Source organism: Mesorhizobium sp. 131-2-1 (assembly GCF_016756535.1).
Classification (GTDB): domain Bacteria; phylum Pseudomonadota; class Alphaproteobacteria; order Rhizobiales; family Rhizobiaceae; genus Mesorhizobium.
This window is the reverse complement of the sequence record NZ_AP023247.1, coordinates 5,328,342-5,353,519: the sequence shown is the minus strand read 5'-3', so window position 1 is coordinate 5,353,519 and position 25,178 is coordinate 5,328,342. Positions and strand designations below refer to the sequence as shown.

Here is a 25,178-nt window from a genome sequence, read left to right as displayed (position 1 = left end):
GGTATTTTTGGTGATGTGTTAGAAGCCGTTCTTCCCCGGTATCCAGTTGGTGCCGGCGAGCGGCACGCCGGCCATGGCGGCGGCTTCGATGGTGAGCGCGACGAGATCTTCCGGCTCGAGATTGTGCAGGCTGTTCTTGCCGCAGGCGCGCGCGATCGTCTGCGCCTCCAGCGTCATCACCTTCAGGTAGTTCGCCAGCCGCCGTCCGGCCGTGATCGGGTCGACCCGCTTCATCAGCTCGGGGTCCTGCGTGGTGATGCCGGCCGGGTCGCGGCCCTCGTGCCAATCGTCGTAGGCGCCGGCGGTGGAGCCGAGCGCATTGTACTCCGCCTCCCAGCGCGGGTCGTTGTCGCCGAGCGCGACGAGCGCGGCCGTACCGATCGAAACAGCGTCGACGCCGAGCGCCAGCGCCTTGGCGACATCGGCGCCGTTGCGGATGCCGCCGGAGACGATCAACTGCACCTTGCGGTGCATGCCGAGGTCTTGCAGCGCCTGCACCGCCGGCCTGATGCAGGCAAGCGTCGGCTGGCCGACATTCTCGATGAACACTTCCTGGGTGGCGGCGGTGCCGCCCTGCATGCCGTCGACCACGACGACATCGGCGCCGGCCTTCACCGCGAGCGCGGTGTCGTAGTAGGGGCGGGCGCCGCCGACCTTGACGTAGATCGGCTTCTCCCAGTCGGTGATCTCGCGCAGCTCGAGGATCTTGATCTCGAGATCGTCGGGCCCCGTCCAGTCGGGATGGCGCGAGGCCGAGCGCTGGTCGATACCCTTGGGTAGCGTACGCATCTCGGCGACGCGGTCGGAGATTTTTTGGCCGAGCAGCATGCCGCCGCCGCCTGGCTTGGCGCCCTGGCCGACGACCACCTCGATGGCGTCGGCGCGGCGCAGGTCGCGCGGGTTCATGCCGTAGCGCGACGGCAGGTACTGATAGACCAGCTGCTTGGAATGGCCGCGCTCTTCCTCGGTCATGCCGCCGTCGCCGGTGGTGGTCGAGGTGCCGGAGAGCGTGGCGCCGCGGCCGAGCGCTTCCTTGGCCGGGCCGGACAGCGAGCCGAAGCTCATGCCGGCAATGGTGATCGGGATCTTCAGCTCGATCGGCTTCTTGGCATGGCGCGTGCCCAGCACCACGCTGGTGTCGCAGCGCTCGCGATAGCCTTCCAGCGGATAGCGCGAGATCGAGGCGCCGAGGAACAGCAGGTCGTCGAAATGCGGCAGCTTGCGCTTGGCGCCGGCGCCGCGGATGTCATAGATGCCTGTGGCGGCGGCGCGGCGGATTTCGGAAAGCGTGTAGTCGTCGAAGGTCGCGGATTTGCGCGGCGTCGTCGGCGGGTTCTTGTAGGTCATGCTGCCTCAATACGCGTCGGCGTTGTCGATATTGAAATTGTAGAGCGTGCGCGCCGAGCCGTAGCGCTTGAACTCCGACGGCTTGACGCCAGTGACGCCGGCGCGGTCGAGCAGGCCCTGCAGGAATTCCAGATGCTCCGGCCGCATCTCCTTGGCGATGCAGTCGGCGCCAAGGCTTTCGACCTTGCCGCGCACGAACAACCGCGCCTCGTAGATGGAATCGCCGAGAGCATCGCCGGCGTCGCCCAGCACAACCAGATTGCCCGACTGCGCCATGAAGGCCGACATGTGGCCGATATTGCCATGCACGACGATGTCGATGCCCTTCATTGAGATGCCGCAGCGCGATGAGGCGTTGCCTTCGATGACCAGCAGCCCGCCGCGGCCCGTTGCGCCGGCGTACTGGCTGGCGTCGCCTTTGACGACGATCGAGCCCGACATCATGTTCTCGCCGACGCCGGGACCGGCCGAACCATGCACGGTGATCGCGCCGCCGGCATTCATGCCGCCGCAATAGTAGCCGACGCTGCCGCGCACATCGATGGCGACCGGCTGGTCGACGCCGACGGCGACCGAATGACTGCCCTTGGGGTTGAGCACTTCCCAGGCCGTTTCGTTCGAGCCGGGGGTCAGCTGATGCAGCGCCTGGTTCAACTCGCGCAGCGACAGCTCGGCAAGGTCGAACACCCTGGCATGGCTTTGGTCGCGCTTGGCGGTGGACATCTTGGTTGCCGGCATGAACTCAATGCTCCCAGAAATAGACGGTTGCGGGCTCGGGTTCCCACACCCTCGCATTGTCTATGCCGGGCAGTTTGGTGAGCGCGCGATATTCCGAGCCGAAGGCGACATACTGGTCGGTCTCGGCCATGACCGCGGGCTTGCAGGCGATCGGGTCGCGCACCACGCCAAAGCCATTCTTGGTACCGACGACGAAGGTGAAGAAGCCATCGAGGTCGGAGAGCGTGCCCTCCAGCGCCTCGCCGAGGTTTTTGCCATGCGCGATCTTGGAGGAGAGATAGGCGGCCGCCACTTCGGTATCGTTCTCGGTCTCGAATTTCATGCCTTCGCGCACCAGCTCGCGCCGCACATTGTTGTGGTTAGACAGCGAGCCATTGTGCACCAGGCACTGGTCGGCGCCAGTCGAGAACGGATGCGCGCCCATCGTCGTCACCGCCGATTCCGTCGCCATGCGGGTATGGCCGATGCCGTGCGTGCCCGTCATCGAGCGGACGCCGAAGCGCTCGACGACGGCTTCCGGTAGGCCGACTTCCTTGTAGATCTCGACGGCTTCGCCGGCGCCCGTGATGCGGATATCGGGCCGAAGCGATTGCAGTGCCTCACGCGCGGCGTCGACCTTGTCCGGCGTGGTCCTGATCACCGCGTGCGTCGACTTGACCGCGACGCTCACCGGCGCGCCGATTGCTTTGGCAAGCTCGGCGTCGAGGCCGTGGAAGTCGCGTTCCGGTTTCGCGGACTGGATGGTGATCTTGGCCTCGTTGCCGGTCGCGGCGCCATAGATGGCGATGCCGGCACTGTCCGGTCCACGGTCGGTAAGGCAGATCAGCATCTCAGACAGCATCGCGCCAAGCTTGGGCTCCAGCGACTTGTCCTTCAGGAACAATCCGACAATTCCACACATGTCAGCCTCCGATGTTTATGGCTTCCATTTGATGTACCGAATGAGGGATTGGAATTCAACCATATGAAAAAAATTTTCCTCTAGTTACGCATGCGGCCCTACGCCGCTGCCCGCGCCTTCATCGCCCTGGCGATCCTTGTGAGCCCATTGCGCGTAGCGGATACGGGCGATCCTGTAGGCGTCGAGGATCGATAGCGCATAGATCAGGAAGCCGCCGGCATGGCGGCCGACGAAGCTGGCGTCGGGCGGCGCGACCTTGGTGGTGACCCAGGCCAGGATCACCATGAAGAACAGGAACTGCAGGCCGCGCGTCGGTACGCCAAGGATGACGTGTCCGCTCCCCGGCAGCACGACCGCCGCGCCGAGCACCAGATACGGATTCGTCGGGGAAGGGGAGGCGGTTCTGTCGGTCATGCGGCCTGCCGTTTGCGCTCGTTGATCGCATCGCGAAGCGCCAATGCCGAGTGCAGCAGCCTTTCGACCAGCGCCGGATCGAGTCCGGCGTCGCCGAATGCGGCCTGCCGGAACACCCCGTAGCGCGCCCGCTCCGCCTCGGCCAGCAGCCAGACGATGCGCACGCCCTTCGGCGTGAGGAGCAGTTCCTTGGCGCGCCCCTCGGCGAAGATGCCAAGATGGCCGGCGACGATGTCCAGCGGGAAGGTGACACCCTTGCGATCCGTGCGCAGCACCGCCTCGACGGGAAAGCCGATGGCCTTCGGCAGTGTGTGATCGAGATGATCGAAATTGGAGAAGGTGGTCGCCGAGCCCGGCCGCATCATCATGTCGAAGGTAGCAGGCACATCGACCGGTTCGGTGATCGAGATGCTGAGCCAGCGCACCGGAAGCTTCCTGGTCGCCAGCGTGTCGACGATTGTGCGTACCTGCACGCGTTGCCTGTTCCAGGTCCCTGCCCAGGTGGCGACGCCCGCCGTGCCATCCGAGACATCGACGGCGTCGGCGACGACAGCGCCAACATTGGCCGTGTCGGCGGCAAGCGCCGCCCTGGCCCGGTCGCGGCTGTTGCGCGCGAGCCAGGCGAGGTGGGCGACGACGGCGAACGCAATCGCCCCGGCAAACAAAGCTGACGTCAACTCAGACATCTCGGACACGCCAGGCCCGCCGTCGGCCGGCGGGCCTTCTTTCCACTCAATAGCCCTGCGGCTTCGGCCACGGCATGGTGAACTGGTCGCCGCGGCGCACGAATTTGTAGCGGTAGAAGTGGAACCACAGCGAGATCAGGAAATAGAAGATGGTCATCGCGATCAGCTGCGAGCCGAAGCCGAGGAAGATGGCGAAGAAGGTGACCACGCACAGGCAGAACAAGACGATCGCCGGCAGCGGATGGAACGGATGCGTGTAGCCGCGGCGGATCGAGCCGAGCGGCCACTTCTTGCGGAACATCAGGATGTTGATGCTCATGAAGGTGTATTGCAGCACGCCCGACAGGATCGAGAAGGTGATCGCCTGGTTGAGGTCGGCGATGAAGGCGAAGGCAAGGGCGATCGGCAGCAGGAACAGGATCGAGCGGTACGGCGTGCGGTATTTCGGATGCACCGCCGAGAACCAGATCGGCAGATAGCGGTCGCGGCCGAGCGAGAACCAGGCGCGCGCCGCGTCGTTGATACAGCCATTGGCCGACGCCAGTGCTGCAAGCAGCGTCGCGATGAACAAGAGGTTCTCGAGCAGCGGGCTGCCGGTCAGCTTGCCGGCGTCCCACAGCGGGTAATAGGTGATGCCGAGATATTCCCACGGCATCATCGAGGCGCAGACATACCAGGTCATCGCGGCGGCGATCAGAAGCGTGATCATGCCGGCCATGGTGCCGTAGGGCAGCGAGCGGGCCGGAGAGCGCACTTCCTCGGCCGCCTGCGTGGTGCCCTCGATGCCAAGATAGTACCAGATGCCGAACTGGAAGGCGGCGATCACGCCGATCCAGCCATAGGGCAGCGCATTGCCGGGGGTGACCAGTTCGTTGAGCTTCAGCACAGCCCCTTGCGTCCACGGGCTTACCGAGAAGAACAGGATGACGATCGAGACATAGGCGATCGCGGTGATGATGAAGTTGACGTTGAGCGTCATCAGCACGCCGCGATAGTTGAGCCATGCCAACACCACGATGGTGGCGGCGATGAAGGAATTGTGGGTCAGGCCCTCGACCCCGGCCTTGGCGACGATCGTGTCGCCGAGCAGGATCGCGTCCGAGACTTCCAGCATCGTGTAGGCGAACACCAGGAAGAGCGCGACATTGAACGCCATCAGCGGCCCGACGATGTGCTTGGCCTGTGCGTACTGGCCGCCGGCGGCGGCGACGGTCGACGTCACCTCGGAATCGATCATCGCGACCGAGGTGTAGAGCAGGCCGACGAGCCAGCAGACGATCAGCGCGGCCAGCGCGCCGCCCTTGTCGGCGGCGAAGTTCCAGCCGGTGAATTCGCCGACCAGCACGATGCCGACGCCGAGCGCCCAGACATGGGCGGGGCCGAGCACCCGGAGCAGCGAGACCCTGTCGCCGTGAATGGTGGTGGTGTTGTCAAGCGCGACCGTCATCGATCAATCCCCGCTCAGATCCGGTGCTTTTCGGAAACGGCCTCAAGCTCGCCTTCGCGCGACGAGGTCAGGACCTCCTCGGGGTAGGTGGTATCGATCTTGAACCAGTCGTAGAGCATCCACAGCGCAAGCACGATCGAGATGCCCCAGCATGCGTAAGAGAGCGGTATCCACATGATCGTGTCCCCGGATTACTTGTCGTCGAACTTTTCTTTGATGACGTCGCGATATTCACGGTCCGATGCGCGGAACAGGAACACGAAATAGCCGATCAGAACCGCCGCCATGATGATCAGCGTCGGCCAGTCGATCACATAATGGAACCGGTTCTGGATGATGTCGTGCGCGGTCTCGGGCGTGTAGCCGAGTTTCTCCCAGATCGAGGCCATGGTGGCGTTCTGGCCAAGCGCGTCCCAGGTCTTGGCGTCGAGCGGATCGATGGATTTCGCCGCTCCCGCGAGGCCGAGTTTCAGCGGCAGCCAAAGGGCGACGAAAATGGCGACCACGACGACGGCGATGTCGAGGATCTGGCCGGCTTTGCTCTGTTCCGGCGGTGTGTAGCGGGACATGCTTTACTACCCCTCAGGACTTGCGGTTGCGGAAAGCGTCGGCGTTCTTGATGTCGAGCCCGTAGATGAAGTCCTTGTCTTCCTTGTAGTGGTTGACCATGGCCAGGATGGCGGCCGTGTTGAAGATCAGCACGGCGGCGGCGGCGATCGCGACGACGAGCTTGATGCCGGCGTCTGGAATGTATGGCCATGTCATGATGAGGACGAAGAGGATTGTCGCCCACAGGCAGATGATGAGCAGCGCGGATCCGCGCACGTCGGAACGGTACAGCGCTTCGATGCGCTGCTGCAGGTCGGACATCGGTTTTTCCCCTTCTCTCGACGTCCGGCCCCGAATCGAGCGGGCGTCCCTCTCTTTCAAGAGAGTGAAATTTTTTTCATAAATTCCGACCGAATTCCGGAATTGTCAAGCCGCATTTACGATTTGTGAACCGTTCGTTTCGTGTCAACAATTTTGCCTGACAATGAAATTATTTGCTTGCAGGGGATTGCGGCGCTCCGGTGTTTGCGATCAATATTCGCTCAAAGCTCCAGCCATCGGGCCAAGGGGCAGGGAACAGCAATGACTTTCGGACGGAGGACGATCGGATGACGGCATCCTGGAGATTTTCGACCTTGGCGGACCGCCACCGCGCGCTCGGCTCGAAGCTCGAGGACTGGAGCGGCATGGGCACCGCCTGGACCTACGACAAGGACGCCGACGAGGAATATGTCGCCATCCGCACCAAGGCCGGGCTGATGGATGTCTCCGGCCTGAAGAAGGTCCACATCACCGGGCCGCATGCCGCGCACCTCATCGACCTCGCCACCACGCGCGATGTGGAGAAGATTTATCCCGGCAAGTCGGCCTATGCCTGCATGCTGAACGAGGCCGGCAAGTTCACCGACGACTGCATCATCTACCGCATCAGTCCGAACTCCTGGATGGTCGTGCACGGCTCGGGCACCGGCCATGAGGAATTGCAGCGCGCCGCCATGGGCCGCGACGTCTCGCTGCGCTTCGACGACAATCTGCACGACCTGTCGCTGCAGGGGCCGACTGCGGTCGACTATCTCGCCAAGCACGTGCCGGGCATCCGCGACCTCAACTATTTCCACCACATGCAGACACAACTGTTCGGTTTCCCGGTGATGATCTCGCGCACCGGCTATACCGGTGAGCGCGGCTACGAGATCTTCTGCCGTGGCCAGGATGCCGGCACGATCTGGGACAGGATCCTCGACGAGGGCAAGAGCGCAGGCATTATCCCCTGCCGCTTCACCACGCTCGATATGCTGCGCGTCGAGAGCTACCTGCTGTTCTACCCCTACGACAATTCGCAGAAATACCCGTTCGACAGTGAAGGCCCCGGCGACACGCTGTGGGAACTCGGCCTCGACTTCACCGTCAGTCCCGGCAAGACCGGCTTCCGCGGCGCCGAGGAGCACTATCGCCTGAAAGGCAAGGAGCGCTTCAAGATCTACGGCGTTCTGCTCGACGGCAAGGAGCCGGCCGACGAAGGCGCGCCGGTCTACCGCGACGGCAAGAAGGTCGGTGTGGTGACCTGCGCCATGTATTCGCCGCTGGTCGAGAAATCGATGGGCATCGCCCGCCTTGATGTCGACTGCGCGGTCAAGGACACCAGGCTTGAGATCCGCAACAGGAGCGGCCCGATCAAGGCGACCGCGCAGCCATTGCCGTTCGACGATCCCAAGAAAACCAAGCGCACCGCCAAGGGCTGAGGCATTATCAACGGGAGGGGTTTTTAAGGCACGAAGGAAGAATGGCAGCCAAGACGATCATCAGCCGGCCCGTTTACGGAACCCTGTCTCCGCAGCCCGGCAAGCACCATCTTTTCGTGGCGGATGCCGAAGGCGCGCTCGCGATCCTTGACATGGCTGGCAAGGCGCCGGCCGGCTTCTTCGACGGCGCCGAGATCGTCTTCATTCCGGGTTCCGACGGCAAGCACATTGCCGCTCTCGAAGCCCTGAAGCCGGCACAGCTCCACATGCCGCCATCCTTCGCCAGCCTGCTGCCGCGGCTGAAGCAGACACTGACCAACGCCCATATGGGCCTGCGCCTCTATCTCTGCGGGACAGAAGGGCTGATCGGCCAGGCCATGCAGGTGGCGCTCGAGGCCGGCATAGACCACACCTCCATGCAGACCGAGCATCGCGGCTCGCTGGCGCGCCGCATGCAATGCGTGCACTGCAAGGGCATCACCGAGAATGTGACGACGCAGCCGGCGCTGTGCGCGCATTGCGGCCTGCTGCTTCTGGTGCGCGACCACTATTCGCGGCGCCTCGCCGCCTTCCAGGGAGTGTGCATCAACGCCGAGGATCGCACAGAGATTCCTCCGATGGAGGAGGCCTTCCCATGAGCACCGGCACCACCAAGCTCGACGTCGTGGTGAGCGATGTCGTCCCGGTCAACGACCTGGTCACCCGCTTCCATTTCCGCCGCCGCGACGGCGAGCTGCTGCCGACCTTTTCCGGCGGCGCCCACGTCGTGGTCGAGATGCGCGACGGCGATCGCACCAGGCTCAATCCCTATTCGCTGATGGGCTCGCCGCTCGACACCAGGGAGTACACGATCTCGGTGCGGCGCGACGATGTCGGTCGCGGCGGCTCGCTGTTCATGCACAGGTCCGTCAAGCCCGGCCTGGAGATGGTGATCAGCTATCCGGTCAACCTGTTCTCGCTCGATCTCAGGGCAAAGAAGCACCTGATGCTGGCCGGCGGCATCGGCATCACGCCGTTCATGGCGCAGACCGCGCAGCTGGCGGGGTCCGGCGGCAATTTCGAACTGCACTACACCTGCCGCACGGCTTCGCTCGGTACCTATGCCGATGTCCTGCAGCAACGCTACGACCGCCGGGTGAAGCTCTATCACGACGATCGCGACGAGCGCATCGATCTCGACCGTCTGCTCTCCACGCAGCCGCTCGGCACGAATCTCTATGTCTGCGGCCCAGCCGGCATGATCAACTGGGTGCGCGACCGCGCGGCCGCTCTCGGCTGGCCGTCGGAGACCGTGCATTTCGAGCATTTCGCGGCGCCGCAGCCGGGCGCGCCGTTCGATGTGGCGCTGGCCGTCAGCGGCAAGACCATCCGTGTCGGTTCACAGCAGAGCCTGCTCGAAGCGATCGAGGCGGCGGGCGTCGATCCGCCCTATCTCTGCCGCGGCGGCGTCTGCGGCCAGTGCGAGACCAATGTCATCTCGCATGACGGCAAGTTCATCCACAACGATCACTGGCTGAGCGAGGAAGACCATCGCTCCGGCTGCAAGATCATGCCTTGCGTCTCACGCTTCGAGGGCAAGTCGCTGGTCTTGGAAAGATAGGAGGCGAGCTTGGGCATCACCTTTCGCAAGGAAACCTTCCGCGACGACTTCACGTTCAGGAACAGCCCCGAGCACATCAGGCGCTTTCCGTTCCCGTTCAACGAAGACAGCTATATGTATGCGGTCAACATCGAGCCGCATGTCGTCGGACCGAAAGGCAGCGTGCTTGAGAACCTGATCGACGTCGACGAGCACTATGTCGCCGAGATGCAGGACCGCGCCCTGGTGCTGGCCGAGGATCCGCTGCGCTGCCAGTCGCTGCCGCATATGACGCTGGCCGGCTGGGACCTGCTCGAGCTTCTGATGGAGCAGCAGGCGCTCGGTTATCCCGAGCACTTCACGCTGACGCGCGACGGCGACCGCTGGCGCTGGATCAACCGGCCGCTCGGCATCGACGACACCTTCACCTTCGGCGACACCTCGACGCTGCCCTATGGCCCGATGGAATACATCACCCGCCAGAGCCAGGGTGATTTCTGCATCCTCGACCAGCGCGACGGCAATCTGTGGATGGATGCCGGCATGGTCACCACCCAGGCCGACTGGTCGCTTGATTTCGACATCGGCATGAATTTCTTCGAATGGCACGCGCCGGTGCCGCTGGCGCATGAGAAGGGGATTTTCATCCGCGCGCTGAAGTTCCTCACCAACATCCAGCAGGGCAAGCCGGCGCGGCGCCTGAACTGGACGATGACCATCAATCCGCGCCTCGACACCAGCCCGGAGAACTACCACAAATGGGGTCCCGACCGCGCGACGGTGACGCCGGAGAATGTCGGCGACAAGGTACATCTGCGCGTCGAATTGCAGAGCTTCTGGCGGCTGCCGCGCTCGAACGGCATCGTTTTCCCGATCCGCTGCTACCTGATCAAGATGGATGAGTTGGTCACGCAACCCAAATGGGCAAGGCGCCTGCACCGCGTCATCCGCGACCTGCCCGAAGAACTCGCCACCTACAAGGGCCTGACCCGCTATCGCCCGACGCTGGTCGAGTGGCTGTCGAAGCTTGACGACGGCAGCCCGACCAGCCCGGGTTTCGGGCCGGACTGAGGTGTCTCGAGATTTCAGGTCAGGCCGAGTCGAAAATGGTGGCATGCGAGAACCGGAGCGGAGCGTACTTTCGTACGTGAGCACCGGAAGCGCAGGAAGCCGGCATTTGCAGGCCGGCCTCACCCGAATGTCGGTACACCTCACCCAGCGCTGCTCTGCGGATAGCAGATGATCGACAGATAGCGCATCGGCAGCCGCGTCAGCTGTTCCGGTCCGTGCGGTGCGTCGGCGTCGAAGAACAGGCTGTCGCCGGGCTTCATCGGATAGAGATTGCTGCCGTGCCGGTACACCACCTCGCCCTCCAGCATGTAGAGGAACTCCATGCCTGCGTGCTGGAAGGTCGGGAAGACGTCCGAATCCTCGGTCAGCGTGATCAGATAGGGCTCGACGACGACGCCGCTGGTGTTGGAGCCGATATGGCCGAGCAGATTGTACTGGTGGCCGGCGCGCGTGCCGCGGCGCTCGACATCGAGGCCTTCGCCGGCCTTGACGAAGACGGCGCTATGCTCCTCCTCGAAGCGGCGGAAGAAGGCGGTGACAGGAACGCCGAGCGCGCGCGACAGCGCCTGCAGCGTCGTTAGCGACGGCGAGGTGATGCCGTTCTCGATCTTCGACAGCATGCCGAGCGAAATGTCGGTGGCGACCGCCAGGTCAGCGACGGTGATGCCGAGCTTCTTGCGGAACGCCCGCACCTCGCGCCCGATCGCCACTTCCAGCACCTTCTCGCGCGTGTCGCGAATGGCGTGCGGGTTCTGGGTCAGCAGCGTGCGGATCGTGCGCCCGTCGGCCGACACCCCCTTCGGCGAGGGCTTGTCCTTGGCGGCGCCGGCAGCGTGCTTGAGATCGGAAGTCTTCTTCGCCATGTCGCCCCCAGATTCTGCGAGAATTTCACTCATGGTGAACATATTCGGCGGCGATACAAGAGGGCAACCGCGACGGCAAGCCATCTTATGTCGCAGGGTCATTCCTCGCCAACTTGTCCATCGCCGGTTTTCCGGGTGAAATCCGCTGCACGCCAACACCGTTCACGCAGTTGGTTATTGACAGCACAAGAGGGCCAATTACTGTCACTGACAGTGAAATTTGTTTCGCTAGGGAAATGAGAACGGGAGACCCGCCATGAACAGTCGCGTTGCCGTCATTGGAGCTGGACCCTCGGGTTTGGCTCAGCTTCGAGCCTTCAAATCGGCCGCCGACAAGGGCGCCGAGATTCCGGAAGTCGTCTGCTTCGAGAAGCAGTCCGACTGGGGCGGGCTGTGGAACTACACCTGGCGTACCGGGCTCGACGAGCATGGCGACCCCGTGCATGGCTCGATGTACCGCTATCTCTGGTCGAACGGGCCGAAGGAATGCCTCGAATTCGCCGACTACACGTTCGAGGAGCATTTCGGCCGGCCGATCGCTTCCTATCCGCCGCGCGCCGTGCTCTGGGACTACATCAAGGGCCGCGTCGAAAAGTCAGGCGTGCGCAAATGGGTGCGCTTCAACACGCCGGTGCGCATGGTCACCTATTCCGACGCGACGAAGAAATTCACCGTTACCGCGCATGACCGCAGCAACGATGTCACCTACTCGGAAGAGTTCGACAATGTCGTCGTCGCCTCCGGCCATTTCTCGGTGCCCAACGTGCCCTATTTCGAAGGCTTCTCGACCTTCAACGGCCGCATCCTGCACAGCCACGATTTCCGCGATGCCATGGAGTTCAAGGGCAAGGACATATTGATCATCGGCCGTTCCTACTCGGCCGAGGACATTGGTTCGCAATGCTACAAATACGGCGCCAAATCGATCACCTCCAGCTACCGCTCCAAGCCGATGGGCTTCAAATGGCCGGAGAACTGGAAGGAAGTGCCGCTGCTGCAGAAGGTCGTCGGCAAGACCGCGCATTTCAAGGATGGCACCACCAAGGAGGTCGACGCCATCATCCTGTGCACCGGCTACCTGCATTCCTTCCCCTTCCTCACCGACGACCTCAAGCTCAAGACCGCCAACCGCATGTGGCCGCTCGATCTTTATGAGGGCGTCGTCTGGGAGAAGAATCCGAAGCTGTTCTACATCGGCATGCAGGACCAGTTCTACACCTTCAACATGTTCGACGCGCAGGCCTGGTACGCGCGCGACGTCATCATGGGCCGCATCAAGCTGCCTTCCGCCGAGGCGATGGCCGAGCATAGCGCCAAGTGGCGCGCGCGCGAGGAGACGCTGGAAGACGCCGAACAGATGATCTGGTTCCAGGGCGACTACACCAAGGAACTGATGGACCAGACAGACTATCCGGGCTTCGATGTCGAGGCGGTCAATCACACCTTCATGGAGTGGGAGCACCACAAGGTGGAGGACATCATGAGCTTCCGCGACCACGCCTACCGCTCGCTGATGACCGGCACCATGGCGCCGCTGCACCATACGCCCTGGCTGCAGGCGCTGGACGATTCCATGGAGAGCTATCTGGAGGTGAAAGGCGTCGCGGCGGAGTAGCGCGTTCACGTCTCGGTGCGTTTGCCATCAGGCAGGCACGGCGACCCAGCCGTGCCGGCGCTTGTCGTAGACGGCCCGCGTCGGCGCCGGGAAGGACGGGTCGGCAAAACAGCCGACGGCAACGGCGACCGCCGCCGGCACGCGCGAGGGATACCAGAACACCGTCGAGCCGCACGTCTCGCAGAAGTGGAACGCGATCGGAAATCCGCTGTCGGAGTTGCGCTGGAATGTCCGTGACGATCCGGTGACCTCGGTCGCGGCGGCATCGAAGAAGGCCGCGATACCAAACGGGCTGCCGGTCCGCCGCTGACAGTCCAGGCAATGGCAAAGCGAAATGATGTCGGGCTCCTGCGGGCAGCGGATCTGCAATTGGCCGCAGGCGCAGCTGGCTATCCGGCTGGTCATATTCTCTCTCCTTTGGGTGGTTTCGGCGGTTTGGGCTTTAGCCCAGCCTCGCCCTGGCCTTCGCTGTCCAGGCATTGAACAGCCGATCGGCGACGATGCCGATGAAGGCAATCGCCAGGCCCGCCACGATGCCGCGGCCGGAATCGGCCTTGGACAGCGCGATGAACACTTCCTGGCCGAGATCGCGCGTGCCGACCATGGCGCAGATGATGATCATCGCCAGCGCCATCAGGATGGTCTGGTTGACGCCGAGCATGATCTCGGGCAGCGCCAGCGGCAGCTGTACGCGGAAGAAGGTCTGGCGCGGCGTGCAGCCGGAGACCTTCGCCGCCTCGATCAGCGCCGGCGGCACCTGGCGGATGCCGTGGTTGGTGTAGCGTATCGCCGGCACCACGGCGAAGGCGATCGTTGCGATCATCGCGGTGACGTCGCCGACGCGGAACAGCATCACTACCGGAATGATGAAGCAGAAGGACGGCAACACCTGCAGCGTGTCGATGATCGGCGTGACGATCTTCTCGAAACGGTCGCTGCGCGCGGCGGCAAGACCTATTGGAATGCCGATCAGGCATGAGATGAAGGCCGAGATGCCGCAGAGATAGACCGTTGCCATGGTCTTTTCCCAAAGCCCGGTGACGGCGCAGAAGCCGGTCAGCCCCGCCACCAGCGCGGCAAGCCGCAAGCCACCGAGCTGGTAGCCGGCAAGGCCTAGCAGGAACACCGCGCCAAGCCACGGAAAGCCTTCGCAAAAGGCCCGCACCGGATTGAGCACATTGAGGATCAGCGCTACGCGGAAGGCCTCGATCGTGTCGAAGAAATTGATCGTCACCCAGTTCACCGCCGCCTTCCAAAGCGGCGCAGTGGTCAGCGTCATCGCCTTCGGCACCGCCGCGAAGGCCGGCACGAACAGGCTGAGGAGCGTGGTGGCGGCAAGGATGAGAACCGCCAGCGTCAGGTTGGGATAGCGCCGCCAGAAGATCGGGCTCGCCGCCTGATGCGTCTGGCCCATCGCATGGTTGTGGGCGATCGCCTGGCTCAGCCGGTCGAGCGCGATAGCCAGAGCCACGATGGCGAGGCCGGCCTCCATCGCTTCGCCGACCTTCAGGGCTCTAAGTGCCAGGAGCACGTCGTAGCCGAGGCCGCCGGCGCCGATCATCGAGGCGATGATCACCATGTTGAGCGCCAGCATGATCACCTGGTTGACGCCGACCATCAGCGTCGGCCGCGCCGAAGGCAGAAGCACTCGCCACAGCTTCTGCCTGGCCGTGCAGCCGGCCATCTCGCTGAATTCGTCGATCTCGGACGGCACGCGCTGCAGGCCGAGCGTGGTTGCCCTGACCATCGGCGGCGTGGCGAAGATGGCGGTGGCGATCATGGCCGACACCGGGCTGTTGCCGAACAGGAGCAGCATCGGGATCAGATAGGCGAAGGTCGGAATGGTCTGCATCAAATCGAGGGCAGGGGAGACGACGAGCCTCTCGGCCCAGGGCTTCCGCCAGGCCCAGATGCCGACGAACAGCCCGGTGACGATGCAGAACGGCACCGCGATCGAGATCAGCGCCAGCGTCAGCATCGCGCTGGTCCATTGGCCGAATAGCGCGACATAGGCAAAGCAGCCGCCGACCAGCACGCCCAACTTCCAGCCGCCGGCCGAGCGGCCGGCGAGGAACGCCACCGCGCAGACGCCGACCCAGGACAGGCGCGGCAGGGTGAAGGCGTCCGGACCGTGGCCGATCTTGAAGTTCTTGGCCAGAAGATCGAGCGCGAAGTCGAGCGGCACGCCGAGCACGGCGGTGATCGAGCGCGTCAGCCAGGACAGGTTGGACTTTATCCAGCTCATCAGCGCGCCGATCCAGTCGGCGACCGGCACGACGGCATCGGCCGGATAATTGACCGCCCACGGCACGCTGTCCTGCAGCAGGAAGACAACCAGCACCGCGAGAAGCGCCAGGGCCCAGATCATCAGCCATCGCTGGACCGGCGGCCTGGATTCACTGGCGCTGGCCGTCACCGTCATGCGCCAGCCCCGCTGCGCTCGATGCCGGCCAGCAGATCGATCACCGCTTGCGGCGTCACCTCGCCGATCGGCTTGCCGCTGCCGTTGACCACCGCGAAGGGCTTGCCGGCGGCGACGATGCTGGCAGAGAAGCTGGCGATCTTGGCTTCGGGCGAAACCGTGCCGCCATGCTCGGCGCCGCCGCAGGCGCGCATTAGGCTCCTTGCCGAGATCACCTTGGCGCGGTCGACGTCGCGGGTGAATTCGGCGACATAGTCGGTTGCCGGATTGACCACCAGTTCCTCCGGCGTGCCGGTCTGGATGACCTCGCCATCCTTCATGATGGCGATGCGGTCGGCCAGCCTTATTGCCTCGTCGAAATCATGGGTGATGAAGACGATGGTCTTGTGCAGCATCGTCTGCAGCCGCGTCAGCTCATCCTGCATCTCGCGTCGGATCAGCGGATCGAGCGCCGAGAACGGCTCGTCGAGGAACCAGATCTCCGGCTTGGTGGCGAGGCTGCGGGCGATGCCGACGCGCTGCTGCTGGCCGCCCGAAAGCTCGCGTGGATAGAAATGCTCGCGGCCACGCAGGCCGACAAGCTCGATCACCTCGCGGGCGCGCGCCTCGCGTGTTGCCCGGTCCTGCCCCTGGATGCTGAGCGGAAAGGCGATGTTGTCGAGCACGTTGAGATGCGGCAAGAGCGCGAAATTCTGGAACACCATGCCCATGCGGTGGCGCCTCAGCTCGATCAGCGCCGCATCGGAGATCTTGAGCAGGTCCTTGCCTTCGAATTCGACCTTGCCGTGGCTCGGCTCGACCAGCCGCGACATGCAGCGCACCAGCGTCGACTTGCCGGAGCCGGACAGCCCCATGATGATGAAAATCTCGCCCTGGCGGATTTCGAGATCGACGGCGCGCACCGCGCCAACCAACCCGACCGCGGCCATGTCGGCAGGACTGGCTTTGCCGTTGCGCTCGCGGATGAAGCTCTCGGCATTGGCGCCGAACAGTTTCCAGACATTGCGGCAGGCGAGCTTGATCGGCCGCGTCTCCTTTGGCGCGCCGGCTGCCTGCGGTTCAGTCGCTTCGCTCATGCACGCGTCCTTCTGGAATAGGGAGTAGAGACCCGGCCATGGCCGGCCGGGTCTTGCTATTTCCAGCCGGAACGATCACTGCGCCCAGGCTTTCCAGTCGGCTTCGTGGGCGGCGATCCAGGCGGCGGCGACCTCTTCCGGCGTCTTGCCGTTGAGGTCGATGTCGCCGCTCATCTTGTTGAGCTCGTCGGTGTCGATCGTATAGGCCTTGGCCACCTTGTAGGCGACCGGCCACTTCTCCTGCATGCCGCCCCAGGCATATTTCCAGATCTCGCCATGTGGCTTGCCGCAGTCATATTTGGCGTCCGGGTTGGTGCCCCACTTCGGGTCGGTGTAGCACTCCGGCGTGTATTCGGGGAATTGCACCCACTCGCCCTTGTATTTGGCCGGCGCCCAGTGCGGCGAATAGATCCACAGCATGATCGGCGCCTTGCGCTGGTAGGCGGAGTCCAGCTCGGCGAACATCGCCGCGTCGGTGCCGGCATGGATGACGGTGAAGGGCAGTTTCAGCGCCTCGACGCGTTCGTCGTCAAAGCCTTCCCAGGTCACCGGACCGCCGAGATAGCGGCCCTTCGGCGTTGTCTCGGCCGTCGAGAAGGCCTCGGCGCATTTCGGGTCCTTCAGAGCTTCCCAGTTGGGCAGGCCGGGGCATTTTTCCTTCATGTATTCCGGGAACCACCATTCCTCCTTGGCCTTGGGGCCGAGCTTGCCCAGCCGTTCCGTCTGCTCGGTGGCGTCGGAGGCCTTCATGGCTTCGCCGGCCGTCGTGTCCCAGTATTCCAAGCCGACATCGAGGTCGCCATTGGTGAGGCCGGTGGTCAGGCTGGAGAGGTAATCTGCGGTCGGGTATTCGACCGTGTAGCCGAGCTTTTCGAGGATGCCGCCGAGGATCTTGGCGTTGAGGTTGACGCTGGTCCAGTCGAACAGCGCGATCTTGATCGGGTCGCTGGATTCAGGCACGGCCGCTTGCGCCGCCGGTGTCAGTGCGCTTGCCAAGGCAAGCGTCAGGGCTCCCATTGATACTGTCGAAATCATGCTCCGAAGTGACATGCTTGTTCTCCTGTCAAGCTCTGGTGAAGATTATCGGTCGTTCCCTTCTTCTGGTCTTTTTATGATTGTGTTGGAAAAGCCGGTCGCTGCGCAAGCGCGTCGGCGCCATATCGCAATCGTCGATGAAATCGGCGCGACAGGTTGATGGCAAATCTGACGAAGATGCTGTGCGGGACGGGGCCGGGTCATGAGATCAGGTGAGTGACTGCCGAAGCAGCCACCTGCGGATCGATCGCCGCGGTTGCGACGTTCTCAGACATGTACGCCATCGATGGCTCATCACCCCGATTATCGGTTCGCGAGCCCATTGGCGCGCCGAAGCCGTTTCATAGGATGAAATTATATATACCAAGGTTCATGTCGTGCAACGCACAAACTCACTGAGCAGGGCGCAATCTGACGGCCTCACGACATGATCAGGCCGCCGTCGACATTGATCGTCTGGCCGGTGATGTAGGCGGCGTCGTTGCTGGCGAGGAAACTCACCAGACCGGAGACGTCCTCGCCGCTGCCGGCGCGGCCCATCGGGATGTTCTTCACCCATTCGGCCATCAGCTCGCCGGGCTTGTAGTCGCCGAGCAGCTTGCCCCAGGCGCTGTCGTTGTAGGCCCACATGTCGGTGTCGATGATGCCCGGACAGATGGCGTTGACGGTGATCTTCTCCTTGGCCACTTCCTTGGCGAGGCTCTGGGTTATGCCGACGACGCCGAACTTCGAGGCCGCGTAGTGCGGCGTATAGATGAAACCCTGCCGTGCCTGGCCCGACGCCGTGTTGATCAGCCGGCCGCCTTCGCCGTGTTTGCGCATGCGCCCGATCGCCTCCTGGCAGCACAGGAACACGCCCTTGGTGTTCACCGCCATCACCTTGTCCCATTCGGCTTCCGTCATCGCCTCGATCTTCGCGATGGTGATGACGCCGGCGTTTTGCACGGAAATGTCGACGCGGCCGAATTCCTTTTCGGCGAGGTCGTAGAGTGCCGCGACCTCGTCCTTCTTCGTCACGTCCATCCGCATCGCGGCGACCTTCGCGCCCGATGCCTTGAGGCTGGCGGCGACTTCGTCGACGCGCGGGTCGATGGCGCTGACGACCACCGCGGCGCCTTCCGCTGCGAAGCGCTTTGCCATGGCCGCGCCGATGCCGCCGCTGGCGCCCGTGACGACTGCCGTCTTTTCCTCAAAACGCTTCTGCATTTCTTCTCCTACCAGCAGACGAAGCCGCCATCGACGATGAGGTCGATGCCGGTGACGAAACTCGACGCGCGCGCCGCCAGGAACACGGTCGGCCCGACCATTTCTTCCGGCGTTGCCATGCGACCCATCGGCGTGTCGCGCTTGAAGATCTTTATCTGCTCGGCCACTTCCGGCCGCTTGTTCATCGGCGTCAGCGTATAGCCGGGGCTAACCACATTGACGCGCAACCCGCGGTCGGCCCACTCCATGGCGAGGCTCTTCGACATGTGGATGACGGCGGCCTTCGAGGAATTGTAGTGCGCCTGCGTCAGCCCGCGATTGACGATCGAACCCGACATCGAGGCGATGTTGATGATCGAGCCTTTGCGCCGCGGCAGCATGACGCGCGCCTCTGCCTGGCAGGACAGGAACACGCCGCTGACATTGACGTCATAGATCTTCTGCCATTTCTCCAGCGGCAGCGTCTCGGCAGGTTCGGCGCCGGCGATGCCGGCATTGTTGACGGCAATGGTGAGCGCGCCGAGTTCTTTCTCCAGGCGCTCGATCGCCGCCGAAAGATCGCTTTCGGAGGTCACCGAGCCGGTCAGCACCAGCGCCTTGCGGCCGAGCTCCGATATCTTTTGCGCGGTCTCTTCCAGCCCGCCCTTCGAGCTGTGGCCGAAGCAGGCGACGTCGGCGCCGGCTTCCGCGAGTCCGATGGCGATCGCCTGGCCGATGCCGCTGCCGGCGCCCGTCACCAGCGCCACGTCGCCCTGAAGATCGAATAGTTTGGTCATTGCTTCCCTCCTCCCGGCTCTCCCCAAATCAAGGGGCGCCAACGCTTTGTTGGCGCCCCGCGCGGTCCGGTGCCTGGGAGGGTATCACCTGCTGCGCAATGTTTCGATTCCCGGGTTCCTCTCGTCGACCTCAGCTCGTCGCAAGCTCCATGACCGCGACATTGCTGGCTTCGCTGCGCTCGAGGATGCCGCGCTGGCGGCCGCGGCTCAGCACCAGCACACGGTGCGAGAGCCCCAGCACCTCCTCGAGATCCGAGCTCACCACCACCACCGCCATGCCGGAGCGGGCGAGGTCGGCGATGACGTCATAGATCGCCGCGCGGGCTCCAACGTCGATGCCGCGCGTCGGCTCGTCCAGGATGAACACCTTGGGTGGCCGCGACACCCATTTGGCGATGATCACCTTCTGCTGGTTGCCGCCGGAAAGTTTTGAGACCGCCTGGTTGGGTCTTCCCTTGACGCCGAGCCGGGAGATGCCGGCCTCGGCAAACTTTTGCACTGCCTTTGGAAACACCCAGCCCTTCGGCGCGACATGGTCGAAATTGCCGAATGCCAGGTTCTCGCCGATCGTCTGTTCCAGCACCACGCCCTGCGCCTTGCGGTCCTCAGGTACCAGCACCACGCCGGCCTTGATCGCCGCGGCTGGGCCGCTGAGATGAACAGGCTGGCCGGCCACCCGCACTGCACCGGAAGAGATCGGGTCGGCGCCGGCGATCGCCCGCACCAGCTCGGTGCGTCCGGCGCCGATCAACCCGGCGATGCCGAGGATCTCGCCGGCCTTCACCGAGAAGCTGACGGCATTGAAGCTCTTTTCCGGCGAGGACAAGTTCTCGACCTCGAGCAGCGTCTCGTCGCGCGGCGGCGAGAGCTTCGGGAACATGCGCTCGACGCTGCGCCCGACCATCTGCTCGACCACGGTGCGCACCGGGATGTCGGCGCGCTCGTGCCGGGCGACGATGCGGCCGTCGCGCATCACCACCACGCGGTCAGCGATTTGCGCGATCTCGTCGAGGCGATGGCTGATGTAGATGAAGGACATGCCTTCGGCCTTGAGCTTGCGGATCTGCTGGAACAGCAGTTCCGTCTCCTCGCCGCCGAGTGCGGCCGTCGGTTCGTCGAGGATCAGCAGCTCGGCATTCAGCGTCAGCGCCTTGGCGATCTCGACCTGTTGCTGGGCGGCGACGCGCAGCGTGCGCACCTTGCGCTCCGGTGAGACGTCGAGGCCGAGGCGCTTCAATTGCGCCGAGGCCTTGGCGTTCATGGTCGCCCGGTCGATGCGGCCGCCGCGCATCGGCAGGCGCCCGACATAGACATTCTCCGCCACCGACAGGTCCGGCAGCAGCTTCAATTCCTGATGGATCATGCCGACACCGGCCTCGATGGCCGCGGCGGGGTTGGCGGGGGAGTAGGGCTTCCCCCGCCAGATGATGGTGCCGGCATCGAGCTTGGTCGAGCCGGCGATGATGTTGGAGACGGTCGACTTGCCGGCGCCGTTCTCGCCTAGCAGCGCCACGACCTCGCCCGGCCGCACCTCGAAGCTCGCATCGGCCAGGACCTGCACCGGTCCATAGCTTTTGCAGAGGCCGTTGACGAAGAGCCCGTTATGCGGGCTCCCGCTTTGGCGAGGGTCAGGGGACATCGTGGCTCTCTCTAGAGGGGTGTCAGTCCTTACGGATGCTTGGCGATGAACTGCGCGACATTGTCCTTGGTGGTCAGCGTCGCTTCCTGCAGCTGCTCGGCGGGGATCTTCTCGCCGGCCACCAGCTTGATCGCCGCGTCGACCGAAAGCCGGCCCATGCCCTGCGTCTGCTGGGTGGCGGTGACGTCGAACACGCCGTCCTTCAAGGCCTTCAGTGCCGCGACGTCGCCATCGAAGCCGGCAACCCAGACCTTGTGGCCGGGATTGGCGACCTTGACCGCTTGCGCGGCGCCCAGCGCCAGCGCGTCGGCCTGGCCGAAGACGATCGACACGTCGGGATGCGACTGCAGCAGGTCCTGCGTCAGCTTGAAGCCTTCGTCCTGGTGCCAGCCTTCGCTCCACAGCTCGCCGACCACCTTGATGTCGGGATAGGCCTTGAGCGCTTCGCCGCAGCCCTTCGAGCGGTCGACTTCCGGCGTCGTGCCCTTCTGGCCATGGATGATGATCATCTCGCCCTTGCCGCCGGCCTGCTTGGCGATGTAGTCGCACACGCCCTGGGCAGAGGCGACACTGTTGGTGGCGATGAAGGTGTCGCCCGGCGCGCCGTCGGCGTTGCGGTCGACATTGACCACCGGGATGCCGGCGGCCTTCGCCGTCTTGGTCGGCACGGTGGCGGCGGTGGCGCCGGCCGGGATGTAGATCAGCGCGTCGATGTTCTGCGTGATCAGGTCCTGCACCTGGCTGACCTGGGTTGCCGAATCGCCCTTGGCGTCGACGGTGACCACCTCGATGCCCTTCTCCTTGGCATAGGCTTCGACCGACTGCTTGATCTGGTTGAAGAAGTCGGCCTGCAGGTTGGCGACAGCCAGTCCGAGCTTCTTGGCGTCCTTGGCCGAAGCGAAGTCGGACAAGCCAAGCAGCGGTACGATGGCCGCGGCGGCAAGCAAGAGTGAACGTTTGGTCAGCATGGTTTTCCTCCGTTGATATTCAATCTGTTCCGCCCGCGCACCACGGCGCCCCTTGGCCGAACATTCCCAGTCTCGGATCGACCGATCCGTCTATCGCCCGGAGGTCCGGGCGAATTCTCATTGCGCCCGGCTCCTCACTGCGCTCTGCGCCGCCAAGTGTCGGTGGCGACGGCAAGCGCGATCACCACGCCGATCACCACCTGCTGGATGAAGGGCGAGACGCCGAGCAGGTTGAGGCCGTTGCGCAGCACGCCGATGATCAGCACGCCGACCGCCGTGCCGCCGATCGAGCCGACGCCGCCTGAAAGGCTGGCGCCGCCGATCACCACGGCCGCGATCGTGTCGAGCTCGTAACCCAGGCCGGAGCTTGGCTGCACGGAATCGAGCCTTGCGGCGAGCACGATGCCGGCAAGCCCGGCCAGCACGCCGCAGATCGCATAGACCCAGTTGGTCAGCGACTTCACCGGAATGCCGGACAGCCGCGCGACCTCGGCGCTGCCGCCGATGGCATAGAGGCTGCGGCCGGTGGCGCGGTAGTTGAGGAAGATGGCGAAGACGATCGCCAGCACGATCATCAGCCCGACGGTGACCGACAGGAAGCCGAAATGGCGGATGATCGACAGGTTGGTGAACCAGTCGGGGAAGCCGACGATCTGCGAGCCGTCGGTGATCATGTTGGCAAGGCCGCGCGCCACCGACATCATGGCGAGCGTCGCGATGAAGGGTGGCAGCCTGGTCACCGTCACCAGCAGGCCCGAAACGAGGCCGCAGAGGCCGGCGACGACGAGCGCGGCGGCAACGCCGACCGGCATGCCGAGATTGAGATAGTCGGGGTGGGCGACGAAGCCCATCACCATCGAGGCCAGCGCCAGCACCGAGCCGACCGAAAGATCGATTCCGCCGATCAGGATGACCAGCGTCATGCCGATCGCCATGATGCCGAGCACGGTGATCTGGTCGAGCACGTTGAGAATGTTTCGTACCGTCAGGAAGGTGTCGGTGGTCAGCGTCAGCGCCAGGCACAGCAGCGCCAGCCCGATCAGCGGCCCCATGGTTCCGGCGAACAGCGCCGAAAGCTTCGCGCCGGTCGCGCCTTGCGCGCTCGTCGCGGCCTTCAGCTCGCTTGCATCGTTGCTCACAGCCACTTCGTCTCCTCCGTCGACGGACGGGCGATGCGTCGCCGTCCGCTCTTGTTCACCAGGCATCCTCCCTTGTGAACAATTTATCTTTGATATGCAATTTTGTTCAGCTAAACTGTTCATCAGAAAATTGTCAAGGGCCGTCGCGCCGTTCGGCGGCGGTTTGCGCCACCCGCCGGATTGCCCTAGGGAGGGCAAGGCATGATGCGAGACCGGAATCGGATTTCTGGTCCGAAGCCGGTGCCGTTCAGGTCGTGGGTGGAGCAAGACGACCGGGACTGGCGACAGCGGCAGGAGGGCAAAGGATGGCGGTGATCGAGAACGACAAGGCCTCGCGCTTTCCGGATGCCGAGCTCAAGGCCCGCGCCGCCTGGCACTATTATGTCGAGGGCCTGACGCAGGAGCGCATCTCGGAGATCCTCGGCATCGGCCGCATCAAGGTGCATCGCATCCTCTCCGCCGCCCGCGAGGAGGGCGTAGTCCAGTTCCGCATCCGCGACAGCGTCGTGGAATGCGTGCAACTCGAGGAGAGCCTGAAGCAGCGCTTTGGCTTGAGCCAGGCCGTGGTCGTGCCGTCGGCCGCGGACAGGAGCAACGCCCCGCTGATGATCGGCCATGCCGCGGCAGCCTATCTGGCCGACAACGTCAATCCAGGCGACGTCATCGCGCTCGGCTGGGGCCGCACGCTGAAATTCGCCATCAACGAACTGCCCCGGCGGCCGATTGCCAGGACCACCGTGGTCTCGATGCTTGGCGGCCTCACCCACGCGCAGCCGCTCAACCCGACCGAGAGCGCCTGGGAGTTCGCCGAGAAGATCGGCGCCGAATGCTATCTGCTGCCCGTGCCGGTCTATGCCGACAGGCCGGAGCAGCGCGATGCCTTCATGAGCCAGCGCAGCGTGCAGGACGTCGTCTTCCGCGCCCGGCGCGCCAACATCGCCGTGCTCAGCGTCGGCGCGTTCTCCGGCACCAGCCCGATCGCCAATTACGGCTTCATCAAGCCCAGCGAGCTCGAGGAATTGCAGGCGGCGGGCGCTGTCGGCGACGTGCTCTGCTATTTCATCGACGCGGAGGGCCGCCCGGTCGATCATGAGGTCAACCGCCGCGTCTGCGCCTATCCGCTGCAGGATCTTTCGGACATTCCAAATATCATCCTGGTCTCGGGAGGACTGGAAAAGGTGGCCGTCATGCGCGCGGCATTGGCCAACTCCAGGGTCTCGGTGCTGATCACCGACGAGGACGCGGCAAAGGGCCTGCTCAACCGCTGAGCAAATCCAGGAAAAGCGCGAAGCGGTTTTCCGTCCGAAATGACGCAAAGACAGATTCAGCCAATCAGAACTCGCAGACCTTGGGGCGCTTCTCGTAAGACCAGTCTTTCAGCAGCACGGGCTTGAACTTTCCCTTGATCGGCCTGCTGGCTTCCAGGTCCTTGGAGACGGTGCCCTTGCCGGTGAGATAATTGATGTCGCAGTCGCCGAGCAGCGTCTCGACGGTGTCGTCGGACGTCCGGTTGCCCCAGTCCCAGCTGCGGCTGTAGCCGCCGACCATGAATTGGCCGTGGCGATAGACGACGGTCAGCGTCTCTTCGGTCGATTTGCTGGCGCCGCAGCCGAAGCAGGAGGTGATCGCCAGCGATCCCTTGCCCTTGGCTTCGAGATCGACGACCCGGTCCTCGGTCAGCGCTTTCCTGACGAAGTCGGGTTTTCGCGAGGGACCGGGATTTTCCTCGCCCATCGCCAGATAAATGTTGAGGTCGGCCGAACCGGTATTGTCCTGCAGCACCACGGCGCGGTCCATCTTGCCGTCTCGGTCGATATCGAGCCTGAGCTCGAACGCCGGCGCGTTATCGGCAAGCGCCGGCGTCGTCACCGTCGCCAGCGCGACAAGCCAGGCCGCAAGATGCAATGCTGTCGTCATGAGCAATCGTCCGCCGCGCTCCACAACCTAGCACGGCGAGGCCGGACG

General features: G+C 64.0%; 27 protein-coding genes. 7 read left to right on the top strand and 20 right to left on the bottom strand.

The window, feature by feature from the left end; all coding sequences use genetic code 11:
- Positions 1-18: 18 nt before the first annotated feature.
- The 9 genes from JG743_RS26095 to JG743_RS26055 form a co-directional block, all read right to left on the bottom strand.
- The gene (locus JG743_RS26095) at positions 19-1,347 is read right to left on the bottom strand and encodes an FMN-binding glutamate synthase family protein (protein ID WP_202294066.1); all 1,329 of its coding nucleotides are present in this window, start codon (positions 1,345-1,347) and stop codon (positions 19-21) included.
- Positions 1,348-1,353: 6 nt separating this feature from the next.
- Entirely contained in the window at positions 1,354-2,085 is a 732-nt protein-coding gene (locus JG743_RS26090; protein WP_202294063.1) for a GltB/FmdC/FwdC-like GXGXG domain-containing protein, read from the bottom strand.
- A gap of 4 nt (positions 2,086-2,089) precedes the next feature.
- A complete protein-coding gene (locus JG743_RS26085; RefSeq protein WP_202294060.1) occupies positions 2,090-2,986 on the bottom strand; it encodes a class II glutamine amidotransferase in 897 nt (298 codons plus the stop codon).
- 84 nt (positions 2,987-3,070) lie between these two features.
- Positions 3,071-3,400: a hypothetical protein gene (locus tag JG743_RS26080; RefSeq protein ID WP_202294057.1), complete on the bottom strand. Its 330-nt coding sequence runs from the start codon at positions 3,398-3,400 to the stop codon at positions 3,071-3,073.
- Positions 3,397-4,086: a hypothetical protein gene (locus tag JG743_RS26075; protein WP_202294054.1), complete on the bottom strand. Its 690-nt coding sequence runs from the start codon at positions 4,084-4,086 to the stop codon at positions 3,397-3,399. Before JG743_RS26075 ends, JG743_RS26080 begins: the two co-directional genes overlap by 4 nt.
- A 46-nt stretch (positions 4,087-4,132) precedes the next feature.
- The gene (locus JG743_RS26070; protein ID WP_202294051.1) at positions 4,133-5,533 is read right to left on the bottom strand and encodes an APC family permease; all 1,401 of its coding nucleotides are present in this window, start codon (positions 5,531-5,533) and stop codon (positions 4,133-4,135) included.
- A 14-nt stretch (positions 5,534-5,547) separates the two neighbouring features.
- The gene (locus tag JG743_RS26065; protein ID WP_202294048.1) at positions 5,548-5,709 is read right to left on the bottom strand and encodes a hypothetical protein; all 162 of its coding nucleotides are present in this window, start codon (positions 5,707-5,709) and stop codon (positions 5,548-5,550) included.
- Between the two features lie 15 nt (positions 5,710-5,724).
- Positions 5,725-6,102, bottom strand: coding sequence for a hypothetical protein (locus JG743_RS26060; RefSeq protein ID WP_202294045.1), 378 nt, complete (start codon positions 6,100-6,102; stop codon positions 5,725-5,727).
- Between the two features lie 13 nt (positions 6,103-6,115).
- Positions 6,116-6,403 carry a hypothetical protein gene (locus JG743_RS26055; RefSeq protein WP_202294042.1) on the bottom strand — a complete coding sequence of 96 codons (288 nt, stop codon included), beginning with the start codon at positions 6,401-6,403 and terminating at the stop codon, positions 6,116-6,118.
- Between the two features lie 287 nt (positions 6,404-6,690).
- Here JG743_RS26055 and JG743_RS26050 point away from each other — a divergent pair, with 287 nt between their 5' ends.
- Genes JG743_RS26050 through JG743_RS26035 form a run of 4 tightly spaced genes read left to right on the top strand, consistent with a single transcriptional unit; the run spans position 6,691 to position 10,474 of the window.
- Positions 6,691-7,824, top strand: coding sequence for an aminomethyltransferase family protein (locus tag JG743_RS26050; RefSeq protein WP_202294039.1), 1,134 nt, complete (start codon positions 6,691-6,693; stop codon positions 7,822-7,824).
- 41 nt (positions 7,825-7,865) lie between these two features.
- Positions 7,866-8,462, top strand: a complete 597-nt coding sequence (locus JG743_RS26045; RefSeq protein WP_202294036.1) for a dimethylamine monooxygenase subunit DmmA family protein — start codon at positions 7,866-7,868, stop codon at positions 8,460-8,462.
- A complete protein-coding gene (locus tag JG743_RS26040; protein ID WP_202294033.1) occupies positions 8,459-9,424 on the top strand; it encodes a PDR/VanB family oxidoreductase in 966 nt (321 codons plus the stop codon). Before JG743_RS26045 ends, JG743_RS26040 begins: the two co-directional genes overlap by 4 nt.
- Positions 9,425-9,433: 9 nt before the next feature.
- Complete coding sequence (locus tag JG743_RS26035; protein ID WP_202294030.1) at positions 9,434-10,474, top strand: heme-dependent oxidative N-demethylase family protein; 1,041 nt, start codon at positions 9,434-9,436, stop codon at positions 10,472-10,474.
- 140 nt (positions 10,475-10,614) lie between these two features.
- Here the strand turns inward: JG743_RS26035 and JG743_RS26030 are convergent, their stop codons facing one another.
- Entirely contained in the window at positions 10,615-11,337 is a 723-nt protein-coding gene (locus JG743_RS26030; protein ID WP_202294027.1) for a helix-turn-helix domain-containing protein, read from the bottom strand.
- Between the two features lie 256 nt (positions 11,338-11,593).
- Here JG743_RS26030 and JG743_RS26025 point away from each other — a divergent pair, with 256 nt between their 5' ends.
- Positions 11,594-12,952, top strand: a complete 1,359-nt coding sequence (locus tag JG743_RS26025) for an NAD(P)-binding domain-containing protein (RefSeq protein WP_202294024.1) — start codon at positions 11,594-11,596, stop codon at positions 12,950-12,952.
- 27 nt (positions 12,953-12,979) lie between these two features.
- Here the strand turns inward: JG743_RS26025 and JG743_RS26020 are convergent, their stop codons facing one another.
- The 4 genes from JG743_RS26020 to JG743_RS26005 form a co-directional block, all read right to left on the bottom strand.
- Positions 12,980-13,357 carry a GFA family protein gene (locus tag JG743_RS26020; protein ID WP_202294020.1) on the bottom strand — a complete coding sequence of 126 codons (378 nt, stop codon included), beginning with the start codon at positions 13,355-13,357 and terminating at the stop codon, positions 12,980-12,982.
- A 37-nt stretch (positions 13,358-13,394) separates the two neighbouring features.
- The gene (locus JG743_RS26015; RefSeq protein WP_202294017.1) at positions 13,395-15,374 is read right to left on the bottom strand and encodes an ABC transporter permease; all 1,980 of its coding nucleotides are present in this window, start codon (positions 15,372-15,374) and stop codon (positions 13,395-13,397) included.
- On the bottom strand, positions 15,371-16,450 hold the full coding sequence (locus JG743_RS26010) for a quaternary amine ABC transporter ATP-binding protein (protein ID WP_202294014.1): 1,080 nt from the start codon (positions 16,448-16,450) through the stop codon (positions 15,371-15,373). Before JG743_RS26010 ends, JG743_RS26015 begins: the two co-directional genes overlap by 4 nt.
- A 75-nt stretch (positions 16,451-16,525) precedes the next feature.
- The gene (locus JG743_RS26005) at positions 16,526-17,500 is read right to left on the bottom strand and encodes an ABC transporter substrate-binding protein (RefSeq protein WP_202294011.1); all 975 of its coding nucleotides are present in this window, start codon (positions 17,498-17,500) and stop codon (positions 16,526-16,528) included.
- Between JG743_RS26005 and JG743_RS26000 the strand changes: the two genes are divergently transcribed.
- Entirely contained in the window at positions 17,499-17,645 is a 147-nt protein-coding gene (locus JG743_RS26000; protein WP_202294008.1) for a hypothetical protein, read from the top strand. The genes JG743_RS26005 and JG743_RS26000 overlap by 2 nt on opposite strands.
- 260 nt (positions 17,646-17,905) lie before the next feature.
- On the opposite strand, the gene JG743_RS25995 is transcribed toward JG743_RS26000, so the two are convergent.
- The 5 genes from JG743_RS25995 to JG743_RS25975 all read right to left on the bottom strand — a co-directional run bounded on the left by JG743_RS25995 (position 17,906) and on the right by JG743_RS25975 (position 23,219).
- Complete coding sequence (locus JG743_RS25995; RefSeq protein ID WP_202294005.1) at positions 17,906-18,691, bottom strand: SDR family oxidoreductase; 786 nt, start codon at positions 18,689-18,691, stop codon at positions 17,906-17,908.
- An 8-nt stretch (positions 18,692-18,699) separates the two neighbouring features.
- Positions 18,700-19,467 (bottom strand): SDR family oxidoreductase, encoded by a 768-nt coding sequence (locus tag JG743_RS25990; RefSeq protein ID WP_202294002.1) that lies wholly within the window; start codon positions 19,465-19,467, stop codon positions 18,700-18,702.
- A 130-nt stretch (positions 19,468-19,597) separates the two neighbouring features.
- A complete protein-coding gene (locus tag JG743_RS25985) occupies positions 19,598-21,106 on the bottom strand; it encodes a sugar ABC transporter ATP-binding protein (protein WP_202293999.1) in 1,509 nt (502 codons plus the stop codon).
- 29 nt (positions 21,107-21,135) lie between these two features.
- Entirely contained in the window at positions 21,136-22,074 is a 939-nt protein-coding gene (locus JG743_RS25980) for a sugar ABC transporter substrate-binding protein (protein WP_202293996.1), read from the bottom strand.
- A gap of 134 nt (positions 22,075-22,208) precedes the next feature.
- Positions 22,209-23,219, bottom strand: coding sequence for an ABC transporter permease (locus JG743_RS25975; RefSeq protein WP_244672914.1), 1,011 nt, complete (start codon positions 23,217-23,219; stop codon positions 22,209-22,211).
- Between the two features lie 299 nt (positions 23,220-23,518).
- On the opposite strand from JG743_RS25975, the gene JG743_RS25970 reads away from it, so the two are divergent.
- A complete protein-coding gene (locus tag JG743_RS25970; RefSeq protein ID WP_202293993.1) occupies positions 23,519-24,481 on the top strand; it encodes a sugar-binding transcriptional regulator in 963 nt (320 codons plus the stop codon).
- A gap of 64 nt (positions 24,482-24,545) precedes the next feature.
- Here the strand turns inward: JG743_RS25970 and JG743_RS25965 are convergent, their stop codons facing one another.
- Positions 24,546-25,130, bottom strand: coding sequence for a hypothetical protein (locus JG743_RS25965; RefSeq protein WP_202293990.1), 585 nt, complete (start codon positions 25,128-25,130; stop codon positions 24,546-24,548).
- Positions 25,131-25,178 lie beyond the last annotated feature (48 nt).